Origin of the sequence: Heyndrickxia shackletonii (assembly GCF_001420715.1) — a bacterium.
In the GTDB taxonomy this organism is placed as follows: domain Bacteria; phylum Bacillota; class Bacilli; order Bacillales; family Bacillaceae_C; genus Margalitia; species Margalitia shackletonii.
The window spans coordinates 97,384-121,482 of sequence record NZ_LJJC01000015.1 but is presented as its reverse complement, the minus strand read 5'-3'; the positions used below and the strand labels follow the sequence as shown (position 1 = coordinate 121,482).

The 24,099-nt window shown below is 35.9% G+C and carries 26 protein-coding genes and 2 pseudogenes; 15 read left to right on the top strand and 13 right to left on the bottom strand.

The window, feature by feature from the left end; translation table 11 throughout:
* The first annotated feature begins 40 nt into the window (after positions 1 to 40).
* Complete coding sequence (locus AN964_RS22325) at positions 41 to 922, top strand: helix-turn-helix transcriptional regulator (protein ID WP_055742008.1); 882 nt, start codon at positions 41 to 43, stop codon at positions 920 to 922.
* Positions 923 to 1,278: 356 nt separating this feature from the next.
* Here AN964_RS22325 and AN964_RS22320 read toward each other — a convergent pair whose 3' ends face one another.
* The 3 genes from AN964_RS22320 to AN964_RS22310 form a co-directional block, all read right to left on the bottom strand.
* Positions 1,279 to 1,791, bottom strand: coding sequence for a CBO0543 family protein (locus AN964_RS22320; protein WP_055742007.1), 513 nt, complete (start codon positions 1,789 to 1,791; stop codon positions 1,279 to 1,281).
* A 167-nt stretch (positions 1,792 to 1,958) separates the two neighbouring features.
* Entirely contained in the window at positions 1,959 to 2,267 is a 309-nt protein-coding gene (locus tag AN964_RS27565) for a TIGR04104 family putative zinc finger protein (RefSeq protein ID WP_055742006.1), read from the bottom strand.
* A gap of 243 nt (positions 2,268 to 2,510) precedes the next feature.
* Positions 2,511 to 3,107, bottom strand: coding sequence for a hypothetical protein (locus AN964_RS22310; RefSeq protein WP_055742005.1), 597 nt, complete (start codon positions 3,105 to 3,107; stop codon positions 2,511 to 2,513).
* A 393-nt stretch (positions 3,108 to 3,500) separates the two neighbouring features.
* On the opposite strand from AN964_RS22310, the gene AN964_RS22305 reads away from it, so the two are divergent.
* The 3 genes and pseudogenes from AN964_RS22305 to uvsE all read left to right on the top strand — a co-directional run bounded on the left by AN964_RS22305 (position 3,501) and on the right by uvsE (position 5,810).
* Positions 3,501 to 4,355 (top strand): DUF6612 family protein, encoded by an 855-nt coding sequence (locus AN964_RS22305; protein ID WP_055742004.1) that lies wholly within the window; start codon positions 3,501 to 3,503, stop codon positions 4,353 to 4,355.
* A gap of 58 nt (positions 4,356 to 4,413) precedes the next feature.
* A pseudogene (locus AN964_RS22300) lies at positions 4,414 to 4,698 on the top strand (FtsW/RodA/SpoVE family cell cycle protein); the annotation flags it as partial.
* A 158-nt stretch (positions 4,699 to 4,856) separates the two neighbouring features.
* A complete protein-coding gene (gene uvsE, locus AN964_RS22295) occupies positions 4,857 to 5,810 on the top strand; it encodes a UV DNA damage repair endonuclease UvsE (protein ID WP_055742002.1) in 954 nt (317 codons plus the stop codon).
* 33 nt (positions 5,811 to 5,843) lie between these two features.
* Here the strand turns inward: uvsE and splB are convergent, their stop codons facing one another.
* Both splB and AN964_RS22285 read right to left on the bottom strand, forming a co-directional pair.
* Complete coding sequence (splB, locus tag AN964_RS22290; RefSeq protein WP_055742001.1) at positions 5,844 to 6,872, bottom strand: spore photoproduct lyase; 1,029 nt, start codon at positions 6,870 to 6,872, stop codon at positions 5,844 to 5,846.
* Positions 6,865 to 7,146, bottom strand: a complete 282-nt coding sequence (locus AN964_RS22285; protein ID WP_235950753.1) for a transcriptional regulator SplA domain-containing protein — start codon at positions 7,144 to 7,146, stop codon at positions 6,865 to 6,867. Before AN964_RS22285 ends, splB begins: the two co-directional genes overlap by 8 nt.
* A 97-nt stretch (positions 7,147 to 7,243) precedes the next feature.
* Here AN964_RS22285 and AN964_RS26540 point away from each other — a divergent pair, with 97 nt between their 5' ends.
* Both AN964_RS26540 and AN964_RS22280 read left to right on the top strand, forming a co-directional pair.
* Positions 7,244 to 7,402 carry a hypothetical protein gene (locus AN964_RS26540; RefSeq protein ID WP_161809307.1) on the top strand — a complete coding sequence of 53 codons (159 nt, stop codon included), beginning with the start codon at positions 7,244 to 7,246 and terminating at the stop codon, positions 7,400 to 7,402.
* A 317-nt stretch (positions 7,403 to 7,719) separates the two neighbouring features.
* A complete protein-coding gene (locus AN964_RS22280) occupies positions 7,720 to 8,466 on the top strand; it encodes a polysaccharide deacetylase family protein (protein WP_055742000.1) in 747 nt (248 codons plus the stop codon).
* 107 nt (positions 8,467 to 8,573) lie between these two features.
* On the opposite strand, the gene AN964_RS22275 is transcribed toward AN964_RS22280, so the two are convergent.
* Entirely contained in the window at positions 8,574 to 8,921 is a 348-nt protein-coding gene (locus AN964_RS22275; RefSeq protein WP_055741999.1) for a potassium channel family protein, read from the bottom strand.
* A 250-nt stretch (positions 8,922 to 9,171) separates the two neighbouring features.
* On the opposite strand from AN964_RS22275, the gene AN964_RS26535 reads away from it, so the two are divergent.
* The gene (locus AN964_RS26535) at positions 9,172 to 9,339 is read left to right on the top strand and encodes a hypothetical protein (protein WP_161809306.1); all 168 of its coding nucleotides are present in this window, start codon (positions 9,172 to 9,174) and stop codon (positions 9,337 to 9,339) included.
* Positions 9,340 to 9,587: 248 nt separating this feature from the next.
* Here AN964_RS26535 and AN964_RS22265 read toward each other — a convergent pair whose 3' ends face one another.
* A complete protein-coding gene (locus AN964_RS22265; protein WP_055741997.1) occupies positions 9,588 to 11,939 on the bottom strand; it encodes an FdhF/YdeP family oxidoreductase in 2,352 nt (783 codons plus the stop codon).
* Positions 11,940 to 11,988: 49 nt separating this feature from the next.
* Entirely contained in the window at positions 11,989 to 13,263 is a 1,275-nt protein-coding gene (locus AN964_RS22260; protein ID WP_055741996.1) for an L-lactate MFS transporter, read from the bottom strand.
* A gap of 405 nt (positions 13,264 to 13,668) precedes the next feature.
* Here AN964_RS22260 and AN964_RS22255 point away from each other — a divergent pair, with 405 nt between their 5' ends.
* The 3 genes from AN964_RS22255 (at position 13,669) to AN964_RS22245 (ending at position 16,727) form a co-directional block, all read left to right on the top strand.
* On the top strand, positions 13,669 to 15,060 hold the full coding sequence (locus AN964_RS22255; RefSeq protein WP_055741995.1) for an MATE family efflux transporter: 1,392 nt from the start codon (positions 13,669 to 13,671) through the stop codon (positions 15,058 to 15,060).
* Positions 15,061 to 15,118: 58 nt separating this feature from the next.
* On the top strand, positions 15,119 to 15,940 hold the full coding sequence (locus AN964_RS22250; protein ID WP_055741994.1) for a GNAT family N-acetyltransferase: 822 nt from the start codon (positions 15,119 to 15,121) through the stop codon (positions 15,938 to 15,940).
* A 259-nt stretch (positions 15,941 to 16,199) separates the two neighbouring features.
* A complete protein-coding gene (locus AN964_RS22245; protein WP_055741993.1) occupies positions 16,200 to 16,727 on the top strand; it encodes a CBO0543 family protein in 528 nt (175 codons plus the stop codon).
* 360 nt (positions 16,728 to 17,087) lie between these two features.
* On the opposite strand, the gene AN964_RS22240 is transcribed toward AN964_RS22245, so the two are convergent.
* The 4 genes and pseudogenes from AN964_RS22240 to AN964_RS27365 all read right to left on the bottom strand — a co-directional run.
* On the bottom strand, positions 17,088 to 17,714 hold the full coding sequence (locus AN964_RS22240; protein ID WP_055741992.1) for a cysteine hydrolase family protein: 627 nt from the start codon (positions 17,712 to 17,714) through the stop codon (positions 17,088 to 17,090).
* 381 nt (positions 17,715 to 18,095) lie between these two features.
* On the bottom strand, positions 18,096 to 18,464 hold the full coding sequence (locus tag AN964_RS22235; RefSeq protein ID WP_055741991.1) for a DoxX family protein: 369 nt from the start codon (positions 18,462 to 18,464) through the stop codon (positions 18,096 to 18,098).
* 36 nt (positions 18,465 to 18,500) lie between these two features.
* Positions 18,501 to 18,899: an SRPBCC family protein gene (locus AN964_RS27185; protein ID WP_235950756.1), complete on the bottom strand. Its 399-nt coding sequence runs from the start codon at positions 18,897 to 18,899 to the stop codon at positions 18,501 to 18,503.
* 93 nt (positions 18,900 to 18,992) lie between these two features.
* Positions 18,993 to 19,226, bottom strand: a pseudogene (locus AN964_RS27365) (ArsR/SmtB family transcription factor); the annotation flags it as partial.
* 359 nt (positions 19,227 to 19,585) lie between these two features.
* On the opposite strand from AN964_RS27365, the gene AN964_RS22225 reads away from it, so the two are divergent.
* Entirely contained in the window at positions 19,586 to 19,921 is a 336-nt protein-coding gene (locus AN964_RS22225) for an ASCH domain-containing protein (protein ID WP_055741989.1), read from the top strand.
* A 445-nt stretch (positions 19,922 to 20,366) separates the two neighbouring features.
* Here the strand turns inward: AN964_RS22225 and AN964_RS26910 are convergent, their stop codons facing one another.
* Entirely contained in the window at positions 20,367 to 20,573 is a 207-nt protein-coding gene (locus AN964_RS26910) for a hypothetical protein (protein WP_055741988.1), read from the bottom strand.
* A 586-nt stretch (positions 20,574 to 21,159) separates the two neighbouring features.
* Here AN964_RS26910 and AN964_RS22210 point away from each other — a divergent pair.
* From AN964_RS22210 to AN964_RS22195, 4 genes are all read left to right on the top strand, one after another.
* On the top strand, positions 21,160 to 21,564 hold the full coding sequence (locus AN964_RS22210) for a hypothetical protein (RefSeq protein WP_055741986.1): 405 nt from the start codon (positions 21,160 to 21,162) through the stop codon (positions 21,562 to 21,564).
* A gap of 498 nt (positions 21,565 to 22,062) precedes the next feature.
* The gene (locus AN964_RS22205) at positions 22,063 to 22,815 is read left to right on the top strand and encodes a peptidoglycan-binding protein (protein WP_055741985.1); all 753 of its coding nucleotides are present in this window, start codon (positions 22,063 to 22,065) and stop codon (positions 22,813 to 22,815) included.
* 305 nt (positions 22,816 to 23,120) lie between these two features.
* A complete protein-coding gene (locus AN964_RS22200; RefSeq protein ID WP_055741984.1) occupies positions 23,121 to 23,513 on the top strand; it encodes a globin domain-containing protein in 393 nt (130 codons plus the stop codon).
* Positions 23,514 to 23,608: 95 nt separating this feature from the next.
* Positions 23,609 to 24,064, top strand: coding sequence for a DUF2269 family protein (locus tag AN964_RS22195; protein WP_126647392.1), 456 nt, complete (start codon positions 23,609 to 23,611; stop codon positions 24,062 to 24,064).
* Positions 24,065 to 24,099: the final 35 nt, after the last annotated feature.

Genomic DNA, 24,099 nt, shown 5'->3' with positions numbered 1-24,099 from the left:
CCTAGTATAATAAGTACTAGGAAAGGTTAGGTGGGTTGAATTGAATAGGGAAACAAGATTGCAGGCACTCTCTGATTTTTTAAAAACAAAGCGTTCCAAAATTAATCCTCAAATGGTTGGACTACCAACCGGTACCCGTAGACGAACACCTGGTCTAAGAAGAGAGGAAGTAGCGCAAATTGCGGGTGTCAGTACAACATGGTACACATGGTTAGAACAAGGAAGAGATATTCATGTATCGACATCTGTTTTAGATGCTATTTCGGATGCATTGCTTTTAAATAAAGATGAAAAGAAGTATTTGTATGCATTAGCTTTTGAAGAGATTGCCGATTCTGAGTTTACTTTGGAACAGGAGACACTTATCAGCCCCTCTTTAAAAAAAATATTAAGGGAGCTTCGAAATTGTCCTACGATTATCACGGATAGAAGATGCCAAATAGTCGGATGGAACGAGTCGGCAGCTCATGTTTTTTTAAATTTTGAAATCATTCCGCCTGAAGAGAGAAATTTAATAAAGTTGTTATTTTCGAGAAGAGAATTAAAGAGTTTGGCAGTGAATTGGGATCATTTTGTAAAAGGGTTTATCGCTATTTTCCGTACATACTATGGCAAATATGTTGCAGACGAATGGTATTCTAGTTTTATCTCAGACATGGAACAAGCTTATCCTGAATTTCAGCAGTTTTGGAATGAAAGTGAAGTAAGTTCAGCTCCAGAATTGTTAATTGAATTTCGACATGCGAAGGCAGGAAAGATGGTGTTTAATCTTACATCTCTGCAAGTACAAGGAAATAATGATTTAAGATGCAGTGTATATACTCCAGTCGAAAATTCTGGAACAGAAGAGAAGTTAAAACGTTTAATGGAAATTTTTGAGTATAATGATTATGACTTTGAAGACAATGGATCAAGAAATTGATCTGTGTCTTTTTTTATACAAAAATATTGATTAAAGCAATATAACTTTTCTATTTTTCGAATTACATAACCGATAGAAAAGTTTAATGCTTTTTTTTGAACTAAAGCCCCCTTTACTTTAAGTACAATACTTCACAAACTATAGAAATTTATTACAGGAATGCTGCCCCTTTAGTCGAATAAAAAAAAGCCACCAAATTGGCAGCTGAATCTTTAACATTCTTGCCCACGTTAGTTCAATGTCTTCAGGAGAACAAACAACAAAACTATCGGGTTGTCTCTAAAGCCATTAATAGACAATCCCACACGCTGCCAGTTTACGGCGCAGAAATGTAGGTGGATAGATAAATACATTATTTATTTCATTTTGCTAACAGGGACTTTAAATAGTAATAACAATCCTACAATTATTAGTACTGAAAGACCGTAGGCTAATAATGGCTTTTTATAATGGAGCCGTATAAAAGGCACTTGAACAAGATAAAAAATTACAGACCACCCGAAATTCCAACCATTATGGTAACTCATTAAACCCATTTTGTAGTTTACTAACTCCACGACAGATAAAAGGGTTACCCAGAAAATGATCCAGGCAACCTGTTTTGCCCATCCAATTGGATATCGTCCTAAATATATAAATACAATGGACGGATAAGAAAGAAAAGTTACAAGCAGATTGTTAATAGTATGATTCGGAATAATATCAGTAGGGTTATATTCCCACATCGGATAATTATAAGTAAGAAAGTTATATAACAAGTCAAGTAGAATAACAAAGAGAAAGGTGGACTGATACTTCTTCCAATTCCTCCAATCTCCCCAACGCCATGCCGCAAGAATCCATAACATCATGCGAAAAATAATGTACATTTGCACCATCCTATTTCTAATAAAAACTAGCCGTTATATTATGGCTTATTTTTATTAGAAATATTAGTTCCGATTGTTGTACTAAATTGAACCTTTTGTTCAATAAGAAAAGCCGCTTAAATGGCAGCTTGATGCTTAAACTCTTGCCCCCGTTATTTGAAGAAATACTACCACATCGGATCATCCTTATTACTTAACTTATATAGAAATGGCATCCAAATAAGTACTAAAGCAAATGCAACTAATTCAAAAGTTAATATAAAGTATTTAGATATGCCAAATGATACTAACGGTACAATCAATAAAGGTATAAATACAACAAATAAGCTTAATTGATTTCTTGATTTTTTTGAAACGTATTGGAATGAATCGCAGGATGGACACCTTAACTTGTTTTTAAAATTAAACATTTTTACAAAAGTTTCTTTCCAACTCCACTTATAGCCACATTGCTGACAGATCGGTATTTGAAACAACCCCTTTCAAGCAACCTTATATTATAAATTATAACATTCCTTTCTGACTAACCTAAAAAAAATTAGCATAAATATCCATTTATTTTGAAAATGAGTTACTCCACAAAACGCTAGATTGTTTAAATTAGTTAATGACGATTGTTCAAGTAAACTGGTAGATGATCTTTTACTCTAGCTCCCTTTAGTACAATAATAACTTCAATAAAAAAGGCATTAATCCTTGGATTAATGCCCTCATTCGTTTTAATAAGAACCTACAAAGTACCAATGTTTGTCTAATTTTTTTATTTCTTTAAAGTCTCCATCAAAAACCGTTTTTAAAGGTTTTTGGTCATTGGTTGAATAAACAAATCCTGAAAAACTATCTAAAATTCCTCGAAAGGTAAAGAAAAGGATGGTAAAGCTATCACCAGTTTTCACTGCAATAACATCTCCGCCACCTTTGGAAAGATGGGTGTATTGTTTAGGTAAGTGGATAAGTGATGGACTGTCTGGAACATTATACTTATACTTTCCACTTACCACCTTATCTACAACTTCTTCTCTTTCAGATTTATGCATTTTAAAATCTAAATCAAGCATAGTCTGCGTAAAAGGAAAGTAAAACAAGATAATGATAGTGACAGCTTGGATTACGAATGGCTTCCAATTTTTATATTTGAACAGTTGCACTATGGCTAGAACGGTAATCACAATAAAAAAAACGAAAAGCACTAACCAAAATGGGAACATTAAGAAGGGCGTTATTATTTCAACAATACTCCATTGGAAAAAGCCATTTAAAATAACTAAGAAACTACTAAATAACGATAAAAGTAATAATTTTCTTTGACGTTGCAATTTTTTCCCTCTTCCGATTTAATATATCTGCAGGTTCATTTTATAGATAAAAGAAATTATAATCTAATGGAATATTAAGGAATACCTCATTAAACTAACAGCAACCAAATTGGCAGCTGGATCTTTAACTCTTGCCCCTTTAACTGGAACAAGCAATCTATCTTGGTCTCCTTCTATTTAATAATTCAAGACTCTAGTTAAGCTAACCAGAAAATCTTATAGATAAGTGAGAATAAAAACAAACTTTATTATCAATCCTTTTTATAAAAATGCAAATATTCATCTGTATTAATGTCCAATAAGGACTTTCTTCCTATTATTGGATTTTTATGAAACCATTTTAGATCAGGAGCGTACATATAAATGATCACATAAGGGGGGAATAAACTTTTTATGAAAAAGTTAGTAATGAGTTTTGTTTCGATTTTGTTGTTATTTAGTTTAGCTGCTTGTGGACAGCAGACTGCCGATCCAGTCGATTCAAAGACCAAAAAGAAGGAAAGTCTAACACTTGCACAGGTGTTTGCAAAAACAACGGAAGCATCTAAAGATTTAAAAAGTGTTCATTCTGAAATGGAAATTGATCAAAATATGAATATTCCTGGTCAAGATTCAACAATGGACACTCATTCAAATTTATCCGTTGATATCGTTTTAAATCCAATGGCAATGCATCAAAAAATGAAAATGGATATCAAAGGCGGGGATGCATCTGTTCAGGACCAAGGGATGGATGTTGAAGCATATTTAGCGAAAGAAGGTTTCTTTCTCTATGATCCGACAACAAAACAATGGATGAAAATGCCGGAAGAGCTTTCTAAGCAAATTTTACAAATGCCTGAACAGCAAGCTAACCCTGCTGAGCAACTAAAACAATTACAGAAATTCACAGATGACTTCTCCTTTAAACAAAACGATACTCAATTTATTTTGAATCTGAAAGCATCGGGTGAAAAGTTCGACCAATTTTTAAAAGAAAATGCCAAAAAGTTAATGCCTGATGCACTCAAACAAAGTGCAGATGCCTTTAACAATATCAAGTTTAAAAATGTAAATTACGAAATTTTCATCGATAAAAAGACATTTAATATCACAGCATTAAATATGAAACAAGAAATGGAAATGGCAATGGAAGGTCAAAAATTGACACTCAAACAAGAAATGAAAGGCACATACTCTAACTACAATCAACTGAGTGAAATTAAAGTACCTCAGGAAGTTATTGATAATGCCAAAGAAATGAATTAAGCAAGGTAATATCCAGTAACCGCAGTGGTTACTGGATTTTTTAGTGGAACGGAGGAATGTTATTCTTTTCCTAATTCTCTCTCTATTTATAGCAAGAATTATTATTGTGACTTTAAAAATAAACGATTCTTACGGTAAGCTTTTGCTTATTGGAGCCCTAGCTGTATATGGAGTTCAGTTTGCTACTAATATTCTCATGGTCATTGGCTTATTCCCACTGACTGGTATTTCTCTTCCATTTATCAGCTATGGTTTGATGCCGATTTTACTAAATGCTGTTTTAATAGGAATTGTTTTAAGTGTATATCGGAGAAAAGATTTAATCATATATCGAAAATACTAACGATCATAAGGACACTGGAAATGTTTGCGCATTAACAATGTCCTTTTTGTTTTGTCCGGTTTCAAATTGAGTTTAGGATTATTACCTAAGTTGGAAATACTGAAAATGAATGATAGAAATACTCTTTGAATACTAATAATGGAAAAAAGAGGAAACAAATGAAAATTCGCTTTGGATATGTAGCAAATGCTTTAGGTCTATGGAATGCCAGCCCGTCAAAATCACTAACATTTTCACGCTTTTCCGCTTTACCTAAGAATGAGCGCTTGGATAAGTTAAAAGAAGTTACTGCACAAAATTTACAACATACCAAAAGAATACTGCATTATAATATTGCACATGAAATTGAACTGTATCGATTCTCCAGTTCCCTTGTTCCTTTAGCTACCCATCCGGAAGTATTATGGGATTATATTACCCCGTTTAAAAACGAGTGGGAGGAGCTTGGACAATTGATCCATCAATTTCAAATGCGTCCAAGCTTCCATCCAAATCAATTCACGCTTTTTACTAGTCCAAAAGTGGAAGTAACACAAAATGCAGTGAAGGATATGGAATTTCACTATTCTATGCTTCAAGCGATGAATGCACTCGAGAGAGGGGTTATTAATATCCATATTGGTGGCGCATATGGGGATAAAAGGGTGGCCATAGAACGATTCCATCATAATTTAAAGAGCTTACCGTATGAAATAAAAAAAGTAATGACACTCGAAAATGATGATAAAACTTATGATGTAAAAGAAACTTTGGAAGCGTGTGAAAAAGAAAACATCCCAATGATTTTAGATTATCATCATTATATGGCGAATAAGGGTGAAGTAGATCTAGCTTATTATTTATCACGCATTTTTAGAACGTGGGAAGCTCGTAATATGGTTCCAAAAGTCCACCTCTCTTCTCCGAAGGCGGAGAATGCATTTCGTTCACATGCTGATTTTGTTTCTCTGGAATTTGTGCTTCCATTTTTTAAAATAGCTAAAGAAAGGAATCAAGACTTTGATGTTATGATAGAAGCTAAACAAAAAGATAAGGCAATGCTAAAACTAGTTGAAGACATTGGAGCTATACGAGGAGTTAAACGAATAAGTAGTTCAGTTGTAGAATGGTAATAGAAAAGGGGACCAATTTGTCCCCTATTGGTTTTAAGTAAAATATTCAATCTTCGCATCGGGAAAATATTTATGAATATAACCACCTAATGTATCTTTTATGTCCTCTTGTTCTTCATTTGTGTAGACATATTTTCCGATACCGTATTTACCCCATTTCCATTTTCGCTTTGATTCATCCAGTTCGAGCTTTGTCATTGGATAATTCTCTTGGATAACACGCTTAGCCGGCTTGGTAAATCGATGTTGGATCATTTCAAAGGTTAAATCCTTTCTTGCATTGGATGGTAATGCTGCATCCAGTTTTTCAAATAATTCTTGATAGCCCTTTTTCCAATCATCATGTATGTAAATTGGAGCAACGATAAACCCTAATGGGTAGTCTGCATCTGCCACTTTGACTGCTGCCTCAATCCTTTCATCAAGTCTAGAGGTACCCGGTTCAAAGTATTTTATAATATAGTCATCATTCACACTAAACCGAAATCGTGTTTTGCCATTATGTTTTGCATCTAATAAATGGTCAACATGGGCAAATTTAGTAACAAATCGAAGCTTGCCATATTCAGATGCTCCGAAAAACTCAATGGCTCTTTTTAAAGAATGAGTAAGATGATCTAATCCTACAATATCGGATGTACAGGAAGCCTCAAAACGAGTCATTTCCGGTGCTCTTTCTTTCATATATTCTTCTGCAGCATTAAAAATTTCGTCCACATTTACATACGTTCGAATATATGGCTTGCTTCCCATAGTCGTTTGTAAATAACAATAATGACAGTGCCCCATACAGCCAGTTGCTAAAGGAATAGCATATTCTGCAGAAGGCTTGGAGGTATCAAATTTCAATGTTTTCCTCAACCCAATGACAAGGGTGGACTTGGCAATTCGATATTTTTGAAAATGATTCTCTCCAGGCAAGTTGCGAATTTGATTATGGGAGGTTGTTTGTCGTATTTCAATTCCCATTGATTCAAATTTAGAAACCAGTTCTTTTCCAAGAGGATATACAAGAGCTTGTGGTTCTACATATACAAGCTGCGGCACAAAAGGCTTAACCATAAAACTCCTCCGGGTATCCAAATGCTTCGTGATATGCTTGTTCTGCATCCGCTTCCGATTGAAATACGGCAAATTCATCTGATAACGGATAATATGTTTCGTGTAAAAATAATGCTAGTTGATTGGGGTCCTCTGGATTTTGTACAACTGCAGCTTGTTGCACATTGGCAACGTCTTGTGCATGGGGATTACGAATAATCACATAAACAACTTCACCTGGTCTGATTGTCTGATTGTCTGCCATTTTATCACCTATTTTCTCATTTAAATTCATTGAAAGTATTCCATACTGCTGTAAATTTATGTGGGAACAGTTAGGATATTTTTGTACATAATGAACAAAATAGTTTTCATAAGGTGGTGATTTTTTTATGAAAAATGATAAGAAACAACAAAACCAATCCAACCATTCACAAGAAGGCGCGGGGTCTACATATCATAAAAATCATGCAGGACATTTACCGGACTACGGGGCGAATGATATCGACCCCAATGCCAGTAATGCCAAACGAAATGAGAATGCACAATAAAAAAATGCTTGAAAGTTGTCAATTAAGATTGGTCTGAAGGCAAAAAACACAGAGGAAGATGTTCTTCATGAAGGTAATGAAGGCCCAAAGGAAGAAGGATCTTGAAGAAAATGTCCTTCATAAAGGTTATGAAGACCAAAAGCAAGAAGGAGCCGGAGGAAGAAGTCCTTCATAAGAGTTATGACGGCCAAAAGCAAAAAGGAACCGGAGGAAACTGTCCTTCATAAACCAGTCTGATGGGTAAATTCCTTCAAAATAACTCTAATAAAAACCAAAACTCTTGAAACAATAAGGAAAAAAGTAAAGCGAGGATTTTTATGAAAAAAATTGCGATATTTTCTTTCTTCCTTTTTGTATTATTTCTATCAAATCCAGTTTCTGCAGCTAAAAAAGTTCCTATATTGATTTACCATTCCATTGATGAATTTCATGATCATGGTTCAAAAGAGTTATATGTAACTCCGGAAAATTTTGAGGATCAAATGAAATATTTACGAGACCATGGCTTTACATTATTAACCTTTGAACGTTGGAATGAGATTTATAACGTAAGAAAACCAATTTTTATTACATTAGATGATGGGTATAAAAATAATCTAAACGCCTTCACTATTTTTCAAAAGTTGCAAACACAAAACTTTAAACCTACTGCTACATTTTTTGTTATTTCTGATTTTGTTGGCAGATCAAATCGATTGTCTGAATCTGATTTAAAAAAGCTGGCTGATTCGGGACTAATCTCCATCCAGTCACATACCGCTACACATCCTGATTTAACAAAAGTCACTGACTATCCATATCAACTTAAGAGTTCTAAAGATAAAATTCAGAACATAACAGGGAAACCGGTTATCGCTCTAAGCTATCCCTATGGAAGTTATAATCCAAAAGTTTTAGATGAAACGAAAAAGTACTATCAATATGGACTTACAACCATCCCTGAACTTTATTCACAAAGAAAATTAAAGGATGAAGCTTATCTCTTGCCTAGAATTTATATTAAATATTCTACTGATTTAGAGGAGTTTGCAGAGATTGTGGAAGGGGGAAATAGAGTTCGATAAAACTAAAAAAGGTCTTCCTGTTTAATAGTGGGAATGTGTTTTGGAAGTTATATTAACGTTATGAAAAGATAAATGAAAAGGAGAGGAACATTCATCATCAAGATGATTTATTCTTCTCCTTTTTTGCTAATCTTTGTTTTTGAAATAAATATTCCTTTTGAAATCTTTTGGATAAAACCAATGACTAAGCCAATTCCAGTAAATATATATATTATTGTAAAAATCTTTCCGAGTGTCGTTTCGGGTGAAAAATAAGGATGTCCAATTGTAGTAAGGGTAACGATGCTAAAATATAATGAATCAATAATCGATAAGTGTTCCACCTCGTGATAAAATATCGTTCCGGACAAGATAATGGCAATAGTTAGTATAAGCAATACCTTAAATTCTTTATCGTGGAAAGTATGGATAATCCCTTTAATAAGGCGGGATAAAGTTAAGAAGAAGGAAATCAATGAATATCACCTCCGTATGTTGTTAGACTAGTTTCACCATAAAAATTCAATCTATTGATAAGTAATTCAATAAGATTATCATGCCCAAATAGGAAAACAACTTTACAGAGGAAGTATTGTGCCCTAAATCAAGAGTGACCAGGGAAAATGGGAAAAATAGAAGAAGAATCGTGCCCAGAATCGGGAGAGTGCAAGGAAAATGGGAACGATAGAGTAAGAATCGTTTCCGAAATCGGGAGAGTGCAAGAAAATGGGAACGATAGAGGAAGAATCGTGCCCAGAATCGGGAGAGTGCAAGGAAAATGGGAACGATAGAGGAAGAATCGTTCCCGAAATCGGGAGAGTGCAAGAAAATGGGAACGATAGAGGAAGAATCGTGCCCGGAATCGGGAGAGTGCAAGGAAAATGGGAACGATAAAGGGAGTATTGTGCCCGAAATCGAGAGTACACCAGGGAAAATGGGAAAAATAGAGGGAGTATCGTGCCCAAAATCCAGAGCGCCCTGACAAAATGGGAACAATATATTTTTTATCTAGGGATCAAGGAAAGATTTAATAAGAATGGACATAAAAAACAGGCATCTACAGAAAGATACCTGTAATATTTCTTAAAATGAAGATGATACGTGATAAGAAAGGAAATTCACATTAAAAAGGTGGGACCAAGCTAACCGATTTCTACTTCTAAATCCTCGATGCGTTTTTCTACATATTTTGTGTCTTTGTGGGCGTGGAAGCTTTCTGCCTTTTCGACAATGACTGCCGCGTTATATTCTGGGATGCCGGCATATTTTTCATATACTCCTTTTGGAATCAAGACGTTTCCCTCTGGCCAAAAGACAAGAAGGTTGCTGCGTTGAGTTTCTGCATATTTGGCACGGCCGTGAAAATAGCCAAATTTGTTGTATACGACGATTGCTTCTCCCTCAGCGATGTTTAATTCTTTGGCATCCTCTTCATTGATAAGGACATCGTAGCGATCGGCATTGTTAAATGCGTCTGTCTCATCATAAATCATGGAATTGAATTGCTTTCCTCTTCGGGTCGTGACATAGAAATGGCCCTCTGGCTTACGCAGCTCAGGAAGTTCGATAGCCAACAGGTTGCCCCGACCATCCTCGGTTGGACATATTCCATCCTCACATAGCCATGCACCGCCCCATTGAAAGACATCGCCTTTTTTATTTAAATACTGAATCCCATCGTAATTTGGATTTGCAATGGCAATCTCCTTGCGAATTTGCGAAGCATCGGTGAAATTCATGAGTTCTTTGGCTTCCGGTTTCACTCGTGCAGCCAAATCCACATAAATTTCCCACTCAGACCTTGCTTCCTCAATGCGAGGCCCTTTAATTTCCGGTGAAAAATATACCATTCTCTCTGTAGAGGTAGATGTTCCGCCGCCAGGCTGTTCATAACGTGTCATAGCTGGCAAGACGATCACTTCCTCTTTTGCATCTACAAGAGTGGATGTGTTGAAAATGATATCCTGATGAACACGTAGTTCAACGTTTTCCAAGCATTCCTTGATAAAGTTTGGATCAGGCATTGTTTCTAAGAAATTGCCTCCGGATGTATAAAAGACCTTCAATTTTCGTTCATGATCATTTGGGAGCATGGCGTTTTCTATGGAAACTCCAACAATATCCCCTTGCCATCTAGGAATCTCAAATCCCCAAATTTGTTCCATTCGAGCGATGTTATCCTCTTGAAAATCACCGCCTGGTAAAACAAATGGGTCAGCGCCCATTTCACCAGAGCCCTGTACACCGGAATGTCCGCGTATCGGCATCACTCCGCAGTGTTCTCGGCCAATAAATCCGCGTAGCATCGCCAAATTCGCTACTTGGGAAATATTATCGGTTCCAAATCGATGCTGAGTTAGTCCCATGGACCATACAAACACTGCGCTTTTGGCAGAGGCTAGTAATTCAGCAAACTCTGCCATCCGTTCTTTTGTGAGTCCCGAAGACTTCTCTAATATATCCCAGTCCTGCTTCTTTACATGCTCCTGCAATTGATTAAAGCCATTCGTATGTGCTTCCACAAAATTATAATCAATAGCTGAGCCCTTTTCCTTTTCCTCCATTTCAAACCATTGCTTCATCACACCATTCATAAAAGCAATATCTCCGCCAATATTCACTTGGTAAAAATCATCTGCTATTTTGGTTCCGAATAGAGCTGAATCAGGAATCGACGGCACCCAATAACCGTCCATCGCCGGCTCACGGTAAGGATTGATGACAATAATTTTTGTTCCTTTTCGTTTTGCCGCATACATGTATTTCGTGGAAACCGGCTGATTATTAGCCGCAACCGAGCCCCAGAAAACAAGGACATCCGTTCCAATCCAATCCATGTAATTACAGCTCGACGCCCCGATTCCAAGAGAACGCTTTAATGCGGTTTTGCTTGGAGAGTGACAAATGCGGGAGGCATTATCGATATTATTTGTCCCTAAGAATCGTGCTAGTTTAGCAGCAGTATAGTACACTTCATTTGTAATTCCACGGGAAGTTAAATAGAAAGCTAGTTGTTTCGGATCAATAGATTTTATTTTTTTTGCAATCCGATTCAAAGCCTCATCCCACGTTATTCTTGTAAAAGTACGCTCTCCTTTTTTCCTGGATAGGGGGTAGGGGATGCGTCCTAGCTTACGCAATTCTGTACTATTATATTTTCTTAGATCCTCAATATCACTGTGGAGAATTTCTTCTTTGATGGCAGGCATCGTATTCAATCTCAGCACATTTAATCGTGTTGTACACAGATGCGGCCCAGTTAGAGTTTGATCATGTAATCCAGCGACTCCAAGTGCACATCCGTCACAAACACCCTGAGTTAATATTCTGGCAGCATAAGGAAGATTGTCGCGATTATCCCAGACAACCTTTAACGTATCACGAATATGCTTTGGTTTTACCTTTCCAAGCCCAAACGGTACTGGGCTTACCCAATGCTTTGGTGCAGGTGTTATTGGTAATTTTATCGGTCCTTGATGTTTTGTTTTTCCCATTTTGACCACCTTTGCTTCATTTTCATTATAAAATTTCCGCGGGAATATGCTATAAATTAACTGGTTTTCCGGTGGAGCCTTGCACTGCTTGATTTTCTTTTAGTTTCCGAATATCCACACGTATGACCAAAGAGATAATGAGCGATACAATAAAGAATCCAGCAAAGAAGGTTAAGCTATTTGCATAGCTTCCTGTTGTATCCTTAATCCAAGCAGCGAATAGAGGCCCGACAAGTCCAGCGGCTGCCCATGCTGTCAAAATATATCCATGAATGGCTCCCAGCTGTTTCGTGCCAAATAGATCGCCGATATAAGCCGGAATTGTGGCAAACCCGCCGCCATAACAAGTGTAAACAATAGCTAACATAATTTGGAATAAAATAGATATCGTGGTGTGCGGTAATAAGGCGAATAAGATAATTTGTAAAACGAAAAAGGTTGTATAGGTATTAGGACGGCCGAAATAATCGGAAATAGAGGCCCATCCTAATCGGCCGAATCCGTTAAACAATCCAAGTACGCCGACAAGTGCTGCAGCTTCTGTCGTGGTCAAACCAATACTCTCTTGTGCGAGTGGCTTTGCCGCAGATAAAATGGCAATTCCACATGTTGTGTTAATAAATAACATGATCCATAGGTAATAAAAACGTGATGTTTTGATAGCTTCATTTGCTGTTAATTGTGATAAATCGGTAGCGAGTCGCGTATTATTTTTCATAGTTGCTTCATTAAAGCCTTTAGGTTTCCAATTTTCTGCAGGTTTTTCTAAGTATAATGCCGATATGGTCATGACAACAAAATAGGCAATTCCCAAGGAAAAGAAAGCGTTTGCAGTTCCGAACGATTTAATCAAAGCATCCATAATCGGACTGCTGATGGCTGCTGCAAAGCCAAATCCCATAATGGCTAAACCTGTTGCAAGTCCGCGCCTATCCGGAAACCATTTTACCAATGTGGACACTGGTGCAATATATCCGACACCTAAACCAATTCCACCAAACACTCCATAGAAAATGTACAATAATGGCAATGAACCAAAATGAACAGCAATGCCTGATCCGAAAACTCCGACTCCAAAGAAAATAGCTGCTAGTAAACCTGCTTTTCTTGGTCCGTGTTTTTCCACAAAATGTCCTAAAAATGCTGCAGAAAGTCCCAGGAATAGAATAGCAATACTAAATGTCATTTGTACTTGACTTGCTGACCACCCAAACTGGCTAATAAGAGGGTTTGTAAAATTACTCCATGCGTACACGGACCCGATACAAATGTGGATACCGACTCCTGACAATGCAATCAACCAACGATTTTTTGCCTTTTTCAAACAATTTCCTCTCCCTTATTCGACTTATTTTGTGTGAAAAAAGGGTTGGTCTTTCTACTTTTAGAAGTTTTAAGAAAAAGGATTAATGAACAGATAAAGTAAATCGGCCAACATTTACTTACTGTGAATGGAGTGGACTACATATGTGTTAGTTCTAAAATTTCGAAATATTTTCACACAATTACATTATATCACTTGACAATTGAAAACATGAACAGTATCTTTGTGAATTTCTGCAATTTTAATAGAATATGAGAGTTTATTAATATAATTACTGCCTTGATTCGACTGGTGTCCATCTTCATAAATGAATAAGGAATCATGGAAACTTTTCAAATAATAACACTTTAAAGCATAAATCTGATATATAATGGTAGGTAATGAAAAAATTAAGGGGTAACATCTATGAATCAAACATATAACAATAAAGAAAAAATTAAACAAATTTTCATCTTATTAATCCCGATTTTAATCACACAACTGGGTATGTTCTCAATGGTGTTCTTCAATAATATTATGTCAGGCAGGTACAATTCTTCCGATTTGGCAGCTGTTGCAATCGGCTCCTCCATTTGGAATCCTGTTTTCACTGGATTAAGTGGGATATTGCTTGCGGTGTCTCCAATCGCTGCTCAGCAGCTGGGGGAAAAGAAAAATAAGGATGTATCATCTACCGTGGCTAATGGAATCTATCTTTCTGTTATTATTGGACTCTTAGTAATTCTGCTAGGCTTTTTTTTGTTGAACCCAATTTTACACATGATGCATTTAACTGACAAAGTAGAGGAAACAGCACGTGATTATTTGATTGGCCTTGGCTTTGGAGTTGTACCTTTATTCATTTTTAATGTATTACGGTCTTTTATTTATGCATTAGGGAAAACACGCATAGTGATGGTGATATTACTAATTTCACTGCCCATAAATTTCTTTTTTAATTTTGTGCTTATTTTTGGGAAATGGGGCTTTCCTGAGCTTGGCGGTGCAGGAGCAGGATATGCGACATCTATCACTTATTGGTTTATAGCGGGGATAACGGCATTTATTATAAAATCACAGCGACCGTTTTCCTTGTATAAGGTTTTTCCAAAGATAAAAATGTTTTCGGCAAATATGTGCAAAGAAATTTTAAAAATTGGGGTTCCAATGGGATTGTCTACCTTTTTTGAAACAAGCATGTTTGCAGTGGTAACCATCTTAATCAGTAAATTTAGCATCACAACGATTGCGGCCTATCAATCGGCGCTTAATATTGTTTCTTTCCTTTATATGATTCCCGTCAGCATTTCATTGGCAATTACCGTTTTGGTGGGATACGAAGTAGGAGCAAAAAGATACAAAGATGCACGGGCCTACAGCTGGCTTGGAGTTTGTTTATCCATTGTTATGGCGCTTTTTACCGGACTCCTTGTTGTCATATTTAGATATCAAGTCGCTGGTTTCTATTCCAATGAAACAGCTGTTATTAACTTGACTGCACACTTTTTAATTTTCGCCTTGTTTTTCCAAATCTCTGATGCGATTCAGGCTACCGCTCAAGCAGCCTTAAGGGGATATAAGGATGTGAATCTATCGTTTATTTTGACGCTCATTGCTTATTGGTTCATTTGTTTGCCGGCGGGATATGTGTTAGCCAATTTTACAGGTCTTGAAGCGAGGGGATTTTGGATCGGATTAACAATAGGATTGCTTGCAGCAGGCATATGTTTATCCATTAGGCTTTTGTATATTCAAAAAAAGAAATTTGCCAGTTTCCAAAATAAAAATGTGCTTGATGTAATGGCAAAGGATTTTTAAATAAGTGAGACTTTATATGTCGGTAAGTAGAAAAAAAGGCGGTTTGGGGGAATAATGAATGTTAAGCAAAAAACAATTAGGGGAAATCAAACAGCTGCAGCTAGCTTGTGAACAGGAAGAAGCCATTCATTTAAAATTAAATTGGGATATGCTGGAGCTGCGAAATGATCAGGAGCTGACAGATTTTTTTCATTATGAAAATGAAAAACTTGTTGGATTTTTAGGGATGTACAGTTTTGGCAATAAAGTAGAGGTTTGCGGAATGGTTCATCCGCACTATCGTCGTAAAGGAATTTTTACAAGATTATTGAAAGAAGCATTGGCAGAAATTAAAAAGCAAGAGGTAGAAGTTGTTTTATTAAATGCCCCGGCTAATTCTTATTCGGCGCAATGCTTTTTACGCACAGTTCCATGTCAATTATCTTTTTCAGAGTATCAAATGAAATGGACAGAGATTGATTTGGGCAATGAGCAACAGATTGTAATTAGAAAATCTACAGACAACGATCTGGAAACTGAAATTCAATTGGATGTGGAATGTTTCGGTTTTAAAGAAGAGGAAGCACGAAACCATAGCAAGCGTATTAGAAAGGAAAACACGCAAAGTTACTACATTATAGAAGAAGACCAGCAACCAGTTGGGAAAATCCGCGTGCAGCATTTGAATGGAGAAGCATGGATATATGGCTTCGCTATTTTTCAAAAATATCAAGGAAAAGGAATTGGAAGAAAGGCTTTGAAAAGAATTATTCGTGAACAGCATGCATTAGGTTATCCGATTTTTCTCGAGGTAGAGACGGAGAATGAAAATGCCCTAAAATTATATCAGTCATGTGGATTTAAAACGGTGGATGGGCAGGATTATTATCAATTAAATTAGGAATTTAATGAGATTTAAATCAATTTATGAAAATTATATGAGGATCTATAGAACAGTATTTAGTGGTACTGTTCTTTTTTGTTTAGAATCAGGTAACCGATGATTTGCCAGTTGCTGAATATATTTACTTGGCAATAACATATGGAAAAAGTTTTTTCAAAAAAATATTTAAATGATATTGAAGGTGATGATTTTAGGGTCATACTAAATGTAAATAATTTGAATTTGGAACTATTTATATGTTAAACGAGGTGGACCAATGATTGCCATATACGGTCTAATATGGTTAGCTGCAGGGTGGAAGTGGGGAGATTGGAGAAATTGGAAAAAGTATTATTCAACGATTTTATATTTTATTTTGGGAGATTTCATCTATCAATATTTTTTATATGACAACTACCCAATGTGGATATATACTTCTCAAGGTATCGATAAGCATGCGGGGCTAACACATACGCATATATTTTTAATCATAATGATAATCAAATATCCTGCAACAGCACTTATTTATTTATCAAAATTTCCTTTACATAGCCGATTAAAGCAATTATTGCATATTATTGTTTGGATAGTGATCTATGCTATTAATGAACAAATCGATATTTACAACCATTTTATTAAATATGAAAATGGCTGGAGCTTTTGGTGGTCTGTATTTTTTAATACGGTCATGTTTATTCTATTATGGGTTCACTACCGCAAGCCCCTTCTTGCATGGGGGCTATCCATTGTATTTATCGTATTTCTCTGGCAAGTCTTTAACGTGCCTTCTACTGTGTTTAGGTAAGTTTCAGAAGTTAAATATATGTGCGCCATATATGGAGGGCTAATTTAAAGCATATATTTTTCAAAATATAGAGAGTGAGACCGAAGTACGGATTTTCAAAAGAGTAGTCGTTGCTTACTGGACCTTAGAATACGGTTCATAAAAGCTTATATTGAGGACAGAAACATAGAAAATGTAGGGTAACGTTGGATTAAATAATGATCACGACAAATTATTGAACTTAACGGTGGATTTCCTTTAGTAGGGGATGCTTTTATTGAAGTAAAGGGAAGTTAAGTAAACGAAGAATGAATTAAACGGTTTTGGGGTTAATAGTGGCTTTTATATTGCTTCCCCTATTTTATATACTTATTTTTATAATTACATATTTAAAATTGCTTCTTGTGTTGTCCATGTAGCACTGCTGAAAACTCGGTAGTTTGTAATGGCAGCTTGAAAATCGTTTTCGCTAATCGTAGCAGTAGCATCGTAAACAACTGCTGTCTTGAAACCATTCTCAATTAAATCTCTCATATGTGATTCTACACAAACATTTGATAATACCCCTGCTAAAATCACTTGTTCTTTTCTGCGTTGTCTTAATTGATATACAAGATCATTCGTCTGGGGACTGGCCACCTTGTGTGGTGTTGCAATGACAGTTGTTTTGTCCCATATATAAGGGGCTAAAGATGGGACATAATCAGCTTCCGGAGTAGGAGGAGTATATTGGTTTAATTTTTGATAGACACGAAAATTAATCAACATTTCTTGTTCGTTACCTGTAAACTGCCAATCGTAGTCATGTGGATATAAAAAATGTGGAGAAACAAAGAGTTGATAACCTTTACTATGAGCTACACTTAAAAGGAGTTCCAAATTGGATAATGTATTATTTTGTTTAATGTTAGCTTTCGTCAAATGATAACCTCTGCCTCCAGGAGACAAAAAGTCATTTTGAGGGTCTGTAATAACAATTGCGGTGTTCACAGGGGTTGGTTTAAACATAAAGCTGTTCACCACCTTTTAATTATTTTCTTTAAAAGAATATATGAAATAAATCGCTAAAGCATTCACTGAAATTCAGCGTTTTTAAATTCTTGTCTAACACGAAAGATTGTGAAATATTAAAGTGGAGTTAATGGAAGAGGAAGGTTTAATTTAAGTACATTTCTTCACTAGTTATAAAGGAAAGCCGAAATACCATTTTGTATATTCGGCTTTTTCTATGTTTACATTTCCATTTAATATCGACATCAATCTGTTTTGTCGATCATGTCATTGTTTTATTTGTTATATGAATAATTTACCATTGGATGCAGTAAGAGTGATTCTAAGCTGGCTACTCTTTTTGACGAATGGACATCAGGTGCTCGTTATTCACTCATCTTATGAAAATGGATGTTGCAGATAATCTACATTTAGGATTACTAAAATGATATTCAATACAGCAAACATAAGGGCTGGTGCTGTTTTTCCAAACGAATCTTTGACCCTAATATGTGCAAAGCATGCCAATATCATTGTAATTCCAAGCCAGATACCTGCCCATGCTATAGGACCACCAACCCAGTAACCGATGATAAGTAGGAGTGCTCCTATTAATTGAACAAAACCTGTTACGACACGAAACCATTGAGGTAGTTGAATTTGATTAAAGATATCAACCCAATATTTGGCCCCTATGATTTTAGCAACACCTGAAAAAGCATAGTATAAAACCAACAAACTTTGAAGAATCACGGAAAATATAAACATATTGATTTCCTCCCCTAATGGTAAATAATATTTGTGTTACAGCTCAGTTAACACTTGTTCGAGTTTACCACCCATTAATACCCATCCTTGTTTGGCACCATGGTACGCATGCCCTTCCTTTTCGAATCCAGTTTGCTCAAGATGCAAATGCGTCGTTTTATCTACTTCTTTCAACGTCCAAGTAACAGTAGTACTTTCTCCTGCGGTAATCCAAGTGTAAGATAGTTTATTTGGCTGATCCACAACAAGTACTTCGGAATCGACAATGCCATCCCACACTTTATTCGGCTTGGTTCTGAATTGAAATTTATGACCAACAATCGGTTTAAAATCATTATCCATAACCCATTTTGCAAGTATTTTTGAGTCTGTTAAAGCCAGCCATACACGTTCAATGGAACTGTTAAATTGAAAATCTAATGAAACTTTAGGCATTTCTTCTTCCTCCTGTAATAGTTGATGTAAAAGCATTATTTTTTCATTCCAAAACTTTGTGTAATAAGTTACCCAATCTTGAATTTCCTGAAGAGGTGCCGCATTTAGACGATATCTGGTTTCCCTGCCAACTTTTCGGCTGATGACAAGTCCAGCATCCTTGAGAATGGTCAAATGTTTAGAAACTGCCGTGCGGCCAATTTGAAAATGAACAGTTAATTCATGAAGTGGCATTTCAGCTACATTTGCTAACAAATCCAGGATCTTGCGTCTCGTAGGATCAGCAACAGCGTCATAAACATCTCTCGTTGTATTTTTCTCTTTCAATACACCCTCCTCCTAGTTTTAAGGTGCTTAATACGCCACCATTAGGTGTCTTAATTTCTAATTCAATAATAAGACACCAAACAGTGTCCTGTCAAAATAATTTTTGTAAGAATATACTACATTTTTCGACAAATTTATTTGGATTACAATTCATAGCAACTAAGGAGTGATTCTTTAATATGTTTTAGGTGGCGTTAATTGCAGGATTCACGCTTTTTTTGTTGAAGTTAAGTAAGAATGTAGTCATCTTGCCTTTTATGTGGTGAAGTTCTGCTTCATGGATGGCTATTCAGACAGTCTAATTAATGAAGGAAGTATAATTAAAAGTGTTGAAACATAAAGAGGGGTGAAGAATAAAGATGCATCAAATGGGGTTATATGGCGAGTATTTTGAAGCAATCAAAAAAGGGAAGAAAAAGGTTGAAGTACGCTTAAATGACGAAAAAAGAAGAAAAATTAAAATAGGGGATACGATTAAATTTATTAAGGTTCCTGAACAAGATGAAACCTTGCAAGTTCAAGTAACAGAACTCAGAACATACAATACATTTAAAGAAATGTATGAGTCTATTCCTTTTGAAGATTTTGATTGTGAAGGTTGGTCAATGGAGGAAATGGTTAACGGAACCTATGATATTTACACACCAGAACAAGAAAGAGAATGGGGATCATTAGCGATTACAATTAAATACTAATCCGATGTTACTCTGCTAAATGACAGGATTGTTCCCACATTTCCGAAGAATTTTCGAGAATAAAATAGACTTAATCACTTTTCAATTTGACAGATGGCGGGAGTTTTGTAATTGAAATTGGAATTTGTTCTCCAGAAGAAATTACCCATCACTTGGGAGAAAAAGTTCCTCCCAATAGAGTCACGGCACACGATTTAAATCCTGATAGAAGGTAAGGTTAAAGGGGAATGTTGGCGAATGGTTTAGGTACGACGTAAACAACTTATTTGGAGATATTTACGAAAAGCTTGCTAATAAAGTGTGGACTCAACTAAAGAAGGCTGAAGAACATTCGAAAATAATCACATGAATATAAGATGATTGAGTTATACAGTGGGATTGCTGCGGTAATCCCATTTTTAAACAGGGAGATTAGTTGTGTTGACACAAACTACTACAAATGGACTCAAGACTTGCCAGCCATTACTATACCAATGATTATAAGGAGTAATCCAATTAGAATTGCCCCACTTCCAATAGAAAATATGAAATCAAGTATAAATGAAATAGTACCCAATGTTTTATTTTTATATGATTTAGCTACAAAAACAAAATAAAAGATAGCTGAAATAATAAGAACCAATCCTAATAAAGAAAGTAAAAGCCAAGTCATACACGAACAACTCCAATAAATTTGTACTTCTTACATTTTAGCATTTTTTAATGGTAAAAAATCAATTATGGAACAGTACGAAGAATATGTGTCACATAGACCGGGAGAGAGGGCACATAGACTTGAGAAAGGGTCACATTAAATTGGATGGAGGGAGTGAAAACCAGTGGGGGTACACAAAAAAGAATATGTGTCACATTGACCGGGAGAGAGGGAACATAAACTTGAGAAAGGGTTACATTAAATTGGATGGAGGGAGTGAAAAACTGGTCGGGGTACATAAAAAAGAGCATGTGTCTCATTCACGCGGAAAGAGGGCACATAGACTTGAGAAAGGGTAGCATTAAATTGGGTGGAGGGAGTGAAAAACCAGTGGGGGCACACAAAAAAGAATATGTGTCACATTGACCGGGAGAGGGGGCACATAGATATGCGAAAGGGTCATATTAAATTGGCTGGAGGGAGTGAAAAACCAGTCGGGGTACATATAAAAAAATGTGGGTCACATTGACTCGGGAGAGAAGGCACATAGATTTACGGAAGGGTTACATTGATTTATCGGTATTTACTAAATAGGAGTGGTTTATTGAAAAAATTTATATTTCTCATTTGTTTCTCACTAATTTTTTTAGCAAGTTGTTCTCAAGTAGTTGGTATGCATAACAAAGGATTAGAGAAATCTATTAATTCTACTTTGGAGAAAGAAAACGTGACGGAATTAAATTTTATTTCTCTAACGGAATTCGATTGGGATAAAGCATACCTAATAACCCCTTACTCTGATCAACAAACCATAAATAAGCAACTGGGGGTTAAATTTAAAGATCCAGCTAATATGAATTATCGAGATGATATATATTTGTTTGTATTTCTAAATAAGAATAAAGTAGTTCAGTATGTTGAAATACCAACTAAATATGGACAGCTGATGCTTGGAAGTAAAGATGGTTTTACGCCGTCAAATGCAATCATAAAGATTCAAAAAAAATAGTAATTTGAAAACTAAATGTACATCGTAATAAGATGTCTCTTAATATTTACTTCATATCAATAGAAAGATTGTGAAAAAATGTATTTAAAGTAACGGGTAGCGTTAATCAAAGGATTAACGTTTTTTTTGTGAAGTTAAGTAAGAATGTAGTCATCTTGCATTTTTTGTGGTGAAGCTTTGCTTTAAAGAATACCATGTTAATTCGAAGAAATTGGTCTCAGTAGATTCTTTAATGCACTGAAGTTTTCTTAGTCCGTATAACTAGGATTCCAAGCATTATCGTACACACTCTATGAATTGTGAGTATATTACTAAAATTGAAAATGAGATTTTAGACTTATTTACAGTTCATTGATATTGGGTTAATTTGGAAAAGCGGAAAAATTTTATTTTGGCGACAAAAGCAAATTATCTCCCAAGTTGGAATATTCATAAAAATCGTAGTTCCCCTGCCAATTTAAAATTAATTAGGATATTTTTAAAAGGGAAGGAAGGTAAATGAATTTGAAAAAAGCAGGTAGTACAAAATTTAAAAAAGCACTGATATCTTTCGTATCATTGGTTGTGCTTTCAGTTTTTACCCTATCGAGCGCTTCTGCTTCAGTAATTGGAAATGACTATCCTTACAAAGGTAAAAGTGGAGTCGATCCATGGGGATTCTATAAGGGAGAGTGTACCTCATTTGTTGCTTGGCGAATGAATCATTTGGGTGCAAAATTCTCTAATAACATGAAAGGCGGCCATTTTGATAACGCAAAATATTGGGCAGGAAATGCAAAAAGAATCGGTTTTAAAGTTGATCATAAACCGAATGTTGGGGCGATTGCCCAATTCACCGGAGGAAAGTATGGTCATGTTGCTTATGTAGCTGAAGTAAAAAATAATGGCAAAACCATTAAGATTGAAGAATATAACCATGTATATAGGCATGGCTACAGTGTCCGGACAATTTCGGTATCCAGCGTTAGTAACTTTATTCACGTTCCTCTATCAAACACTAAGCCTACTAAGGCACCACCATTCCCGGGCACTCAGTACTTTAAGCCTGGCGCAAATAACAAATATGTCACAATGCTTGGCCAACAACTTGTAAAAAAAGGATATGGCAAATACTATAAGTCTGGTCCTGGCCCTAAGTGGAGTGATGCAGACCGACAAGCAGTTGCAGCATTCCAGAGAGCACAAGGTTGGACCGGTAAGGATGCAGATGGTTATCCTGGGCCTGAGACTTGGAAAAGGCTTTTTAAATAATGATGATGTTGTACTAGGTTAAAAACTCCTTTCAAATTATTTGGAAGGAGTTTTTTTATTTAAGGAAATTCGCAACCCCAATGGACTGTTTCTCATTTATTGTTTATAAAAAAAGCCGGCTCAAGCCACAGTTTAGATACTTTCTAAGTCCGTTTTGATTTAATTCATTTTAGGGTTAAAGTCACAGCTGTCCTGACACCATATGTATTTTTATAAAAATTTCTCCAATTTGTGATTTATATTACGGTGGTGGATAAGTAATTAAGTATATAATAGAGACACAATCACTTTTGGAGGAATCAATCATGGAGCCTCGGTTACAAACACTTTATGAGCAAATTGGCGGGGAGACGATTGAAAGATTGGTAAAGTCATTCTATCCTAAGGTTTATGCCGATCCAGATTTAAGTCCTATATTTCAAGGGGATATGAATGAAATAATGCGAAAGCAAAGGATGTTTTTGACACAGTTCACAGGCGGCCCTACATTATACAGTCAGGAATTTGGTCCTCCTGCCATGAGGCAGCGTCATTTGCCGCATGAAATTACCCCAAAGCGCGCGCAGTGTTGGCTGAGATGCATGTGGGCCGCTTTTCAAGATGTAGGCTTAGATAAGCATCCTACTGGTCTATTTTTCTTTGATAGATTGAAACAAGTTGCCGCCATTATGATAAATACAGAGGATACAGATGCTTGAGAAGGGGAGCGTTTTAAAAGGCTTCTCTTATTTTTGTTTTCTTATAGATGGATTTCATACTTCCAAAAATAGATGTTGGAAAGGAGGGAACCGGTTTGTTCACATTATATAAAATACTTGTTTTTATACATATTTTTTCTGCCATACTTGGTATGGGACCTGGGTTTATTTTAAGCAGACTTGTAAAATCTGCTAGGAATATGACTGAACTAAGGCATGCATATGCGATAAAACATAATCTGCATATTTTTGTTATGATAGGTGGTACTTCTCTGCTCATAACAGGGTTATTAATGGGTGCGATCAATCCTTCACTTTTCCAAGCCGGATGGTATTGGACTAGTTTAATTCTTTTTTTTATTGCGCTTGCAATGGGACCAATTGTTTTAAAACCGAAGTCAAAGCCTATTAAAAGTCTATTAGAAAAAACAAGCGGTGAAGAAATTCCAAAGGAATATTATCCGTTATCGAAGGTTCTTTTTTCACTTGAACGTCTTATCAATATTCTCTTTTTAGTGATTATTGCATTGATGATATTGAAGCCATTTTAAAGGTAAGAATCGCCTTTTTTGTTGATATACGCGGA

Bases quoted from the DNA above. Each gene is read 5' to 3' on its own strand.
- AN964_RS22305 (WP_055742004.1), top strand. From the start codon at position 3,501: ATGAAAAAGTTAGTAATGAGTTTTGTTTCGATTTTGTTGTTATTTAGT.
- AN964_RS22240 (WP_055741992.1), bottom strand. From the start codon at position 17,714: ATGTTTAAACCAACCCCTGTGAACACCGCAATTGTTATTACAGACCCT.
- AN964_RS22250 (WP_055741994.1), top strand. From the start codon at position 15,119: ATGTTAAGCAAAAAACAATTAGGGGAAATCAAACAGCTGCAGCTAGCT.
- uvsE (WP_055742002.1), top strand. From the start codon at position 4,857: ATGAAAATTCGCTTTGGATATGTAGCAAATGCTTTAGGTCTATGGAAT.
- AN964_RS26535 (WP_161809306.1), top strand. From the start codon at position 9,172: ATGGGAACGATAGAGGAAGAATCGTGCCCAGAATCGGGAGAGTGCAAG.
- AN964_RS22235 (WP_055741991.1), bottom strand. From the start codon at position 18,464: ATGTTTATATTTTCCGTGATTCTTCAAAGTTTGTTGGTTTTATACTAT.
- AN964_RS22265 (WP_055741997.1), bottom strand. From the start codon at position 11,939: ATGGGAAAAACAAAACATCAAGGACCGATAAAATTACCAATAACACCT.
- AN964_RS22280 (WP_055742000.1), top strand. From the start codon at position 7,720: ATGAAAAAAATTGCGATATTTTCTTTCTTCCTTTTTGTATTATTTCTA.
- AN964_RS22255 (WP_055741995.1), top strand. From the start codon at position 13,669: ATGAATCAAACATATAACAATAAAGAAAAAATTAAACAAATTTTCATC.
- AN964_RS22225 (WP_055741989.1), top strand. From the start codon at position 19,586: ATGCATCAAATGGGGTTATATGGCGAGTATTTTGAAGCAATCAAAAAA.
- AN964_RS22285 (WP_235950753.1), bottom strand. From the start codon at position 7,146: ATGAATTTAAATGAGAAAATAGGTGATAAAATGGCAGACAATCAGACA.
- AN964_RS26910 (WP_055741988.1), bottom strand. From the start codon at position 20,573: ATGACTTGGCTTTTACTTTCTTTATTAGGATTGGTTCTTATTATTTCA.
- AN964_RS22200 (WP_055741984.1), top strand. From the start codon at position 23,121: ATGGAGCCTCGGTTACAAACACTTTATGAGCAAATTGGCGGGGAGACG.
- splB (WP_055742001.1), bottom strand. From the start codon at position 6,872: ATGGTTAAGCCTTTTGTGCCGCAGCTTGTATATGTAGAACCACAAGCT.
- AN964_RS26540 (WP_161809307.1), top strand. From the start codon at position 7,244: ATGAAAAATGATAAGAAACAACAAAACCAATCCAACCATTCACAAGAA.
- AN964_RS27185 (WP_235950756.1), bottom strand. From the start codon at position 18,899: ATGCCTAAAGTTTCATTAGATTTTCAATTTAACAGTTCCATTGAACGT.
- AN964_RS22320 (WP_055742007.1), bottom strand. From the start codon at position 1,791: ATGTACATTATTTTTCGCATGATGTTATGGATTCTTGCGGCATGGCGT.
- AN964_RS22245 (WP_055741993.1), top strand. From the start codon at position 16,200: ATGATTGCCATATACGGTCTAATATGGTTAGCTGCAGGGTGGAAGTGG.
- AN964_RS22205 (WP_055741985.1), top strand. From the start codon at position 22,063: ATGAATTTGAAAAAAGCAGGTAGTACAAAATTTAAAAAAGCACTGATA.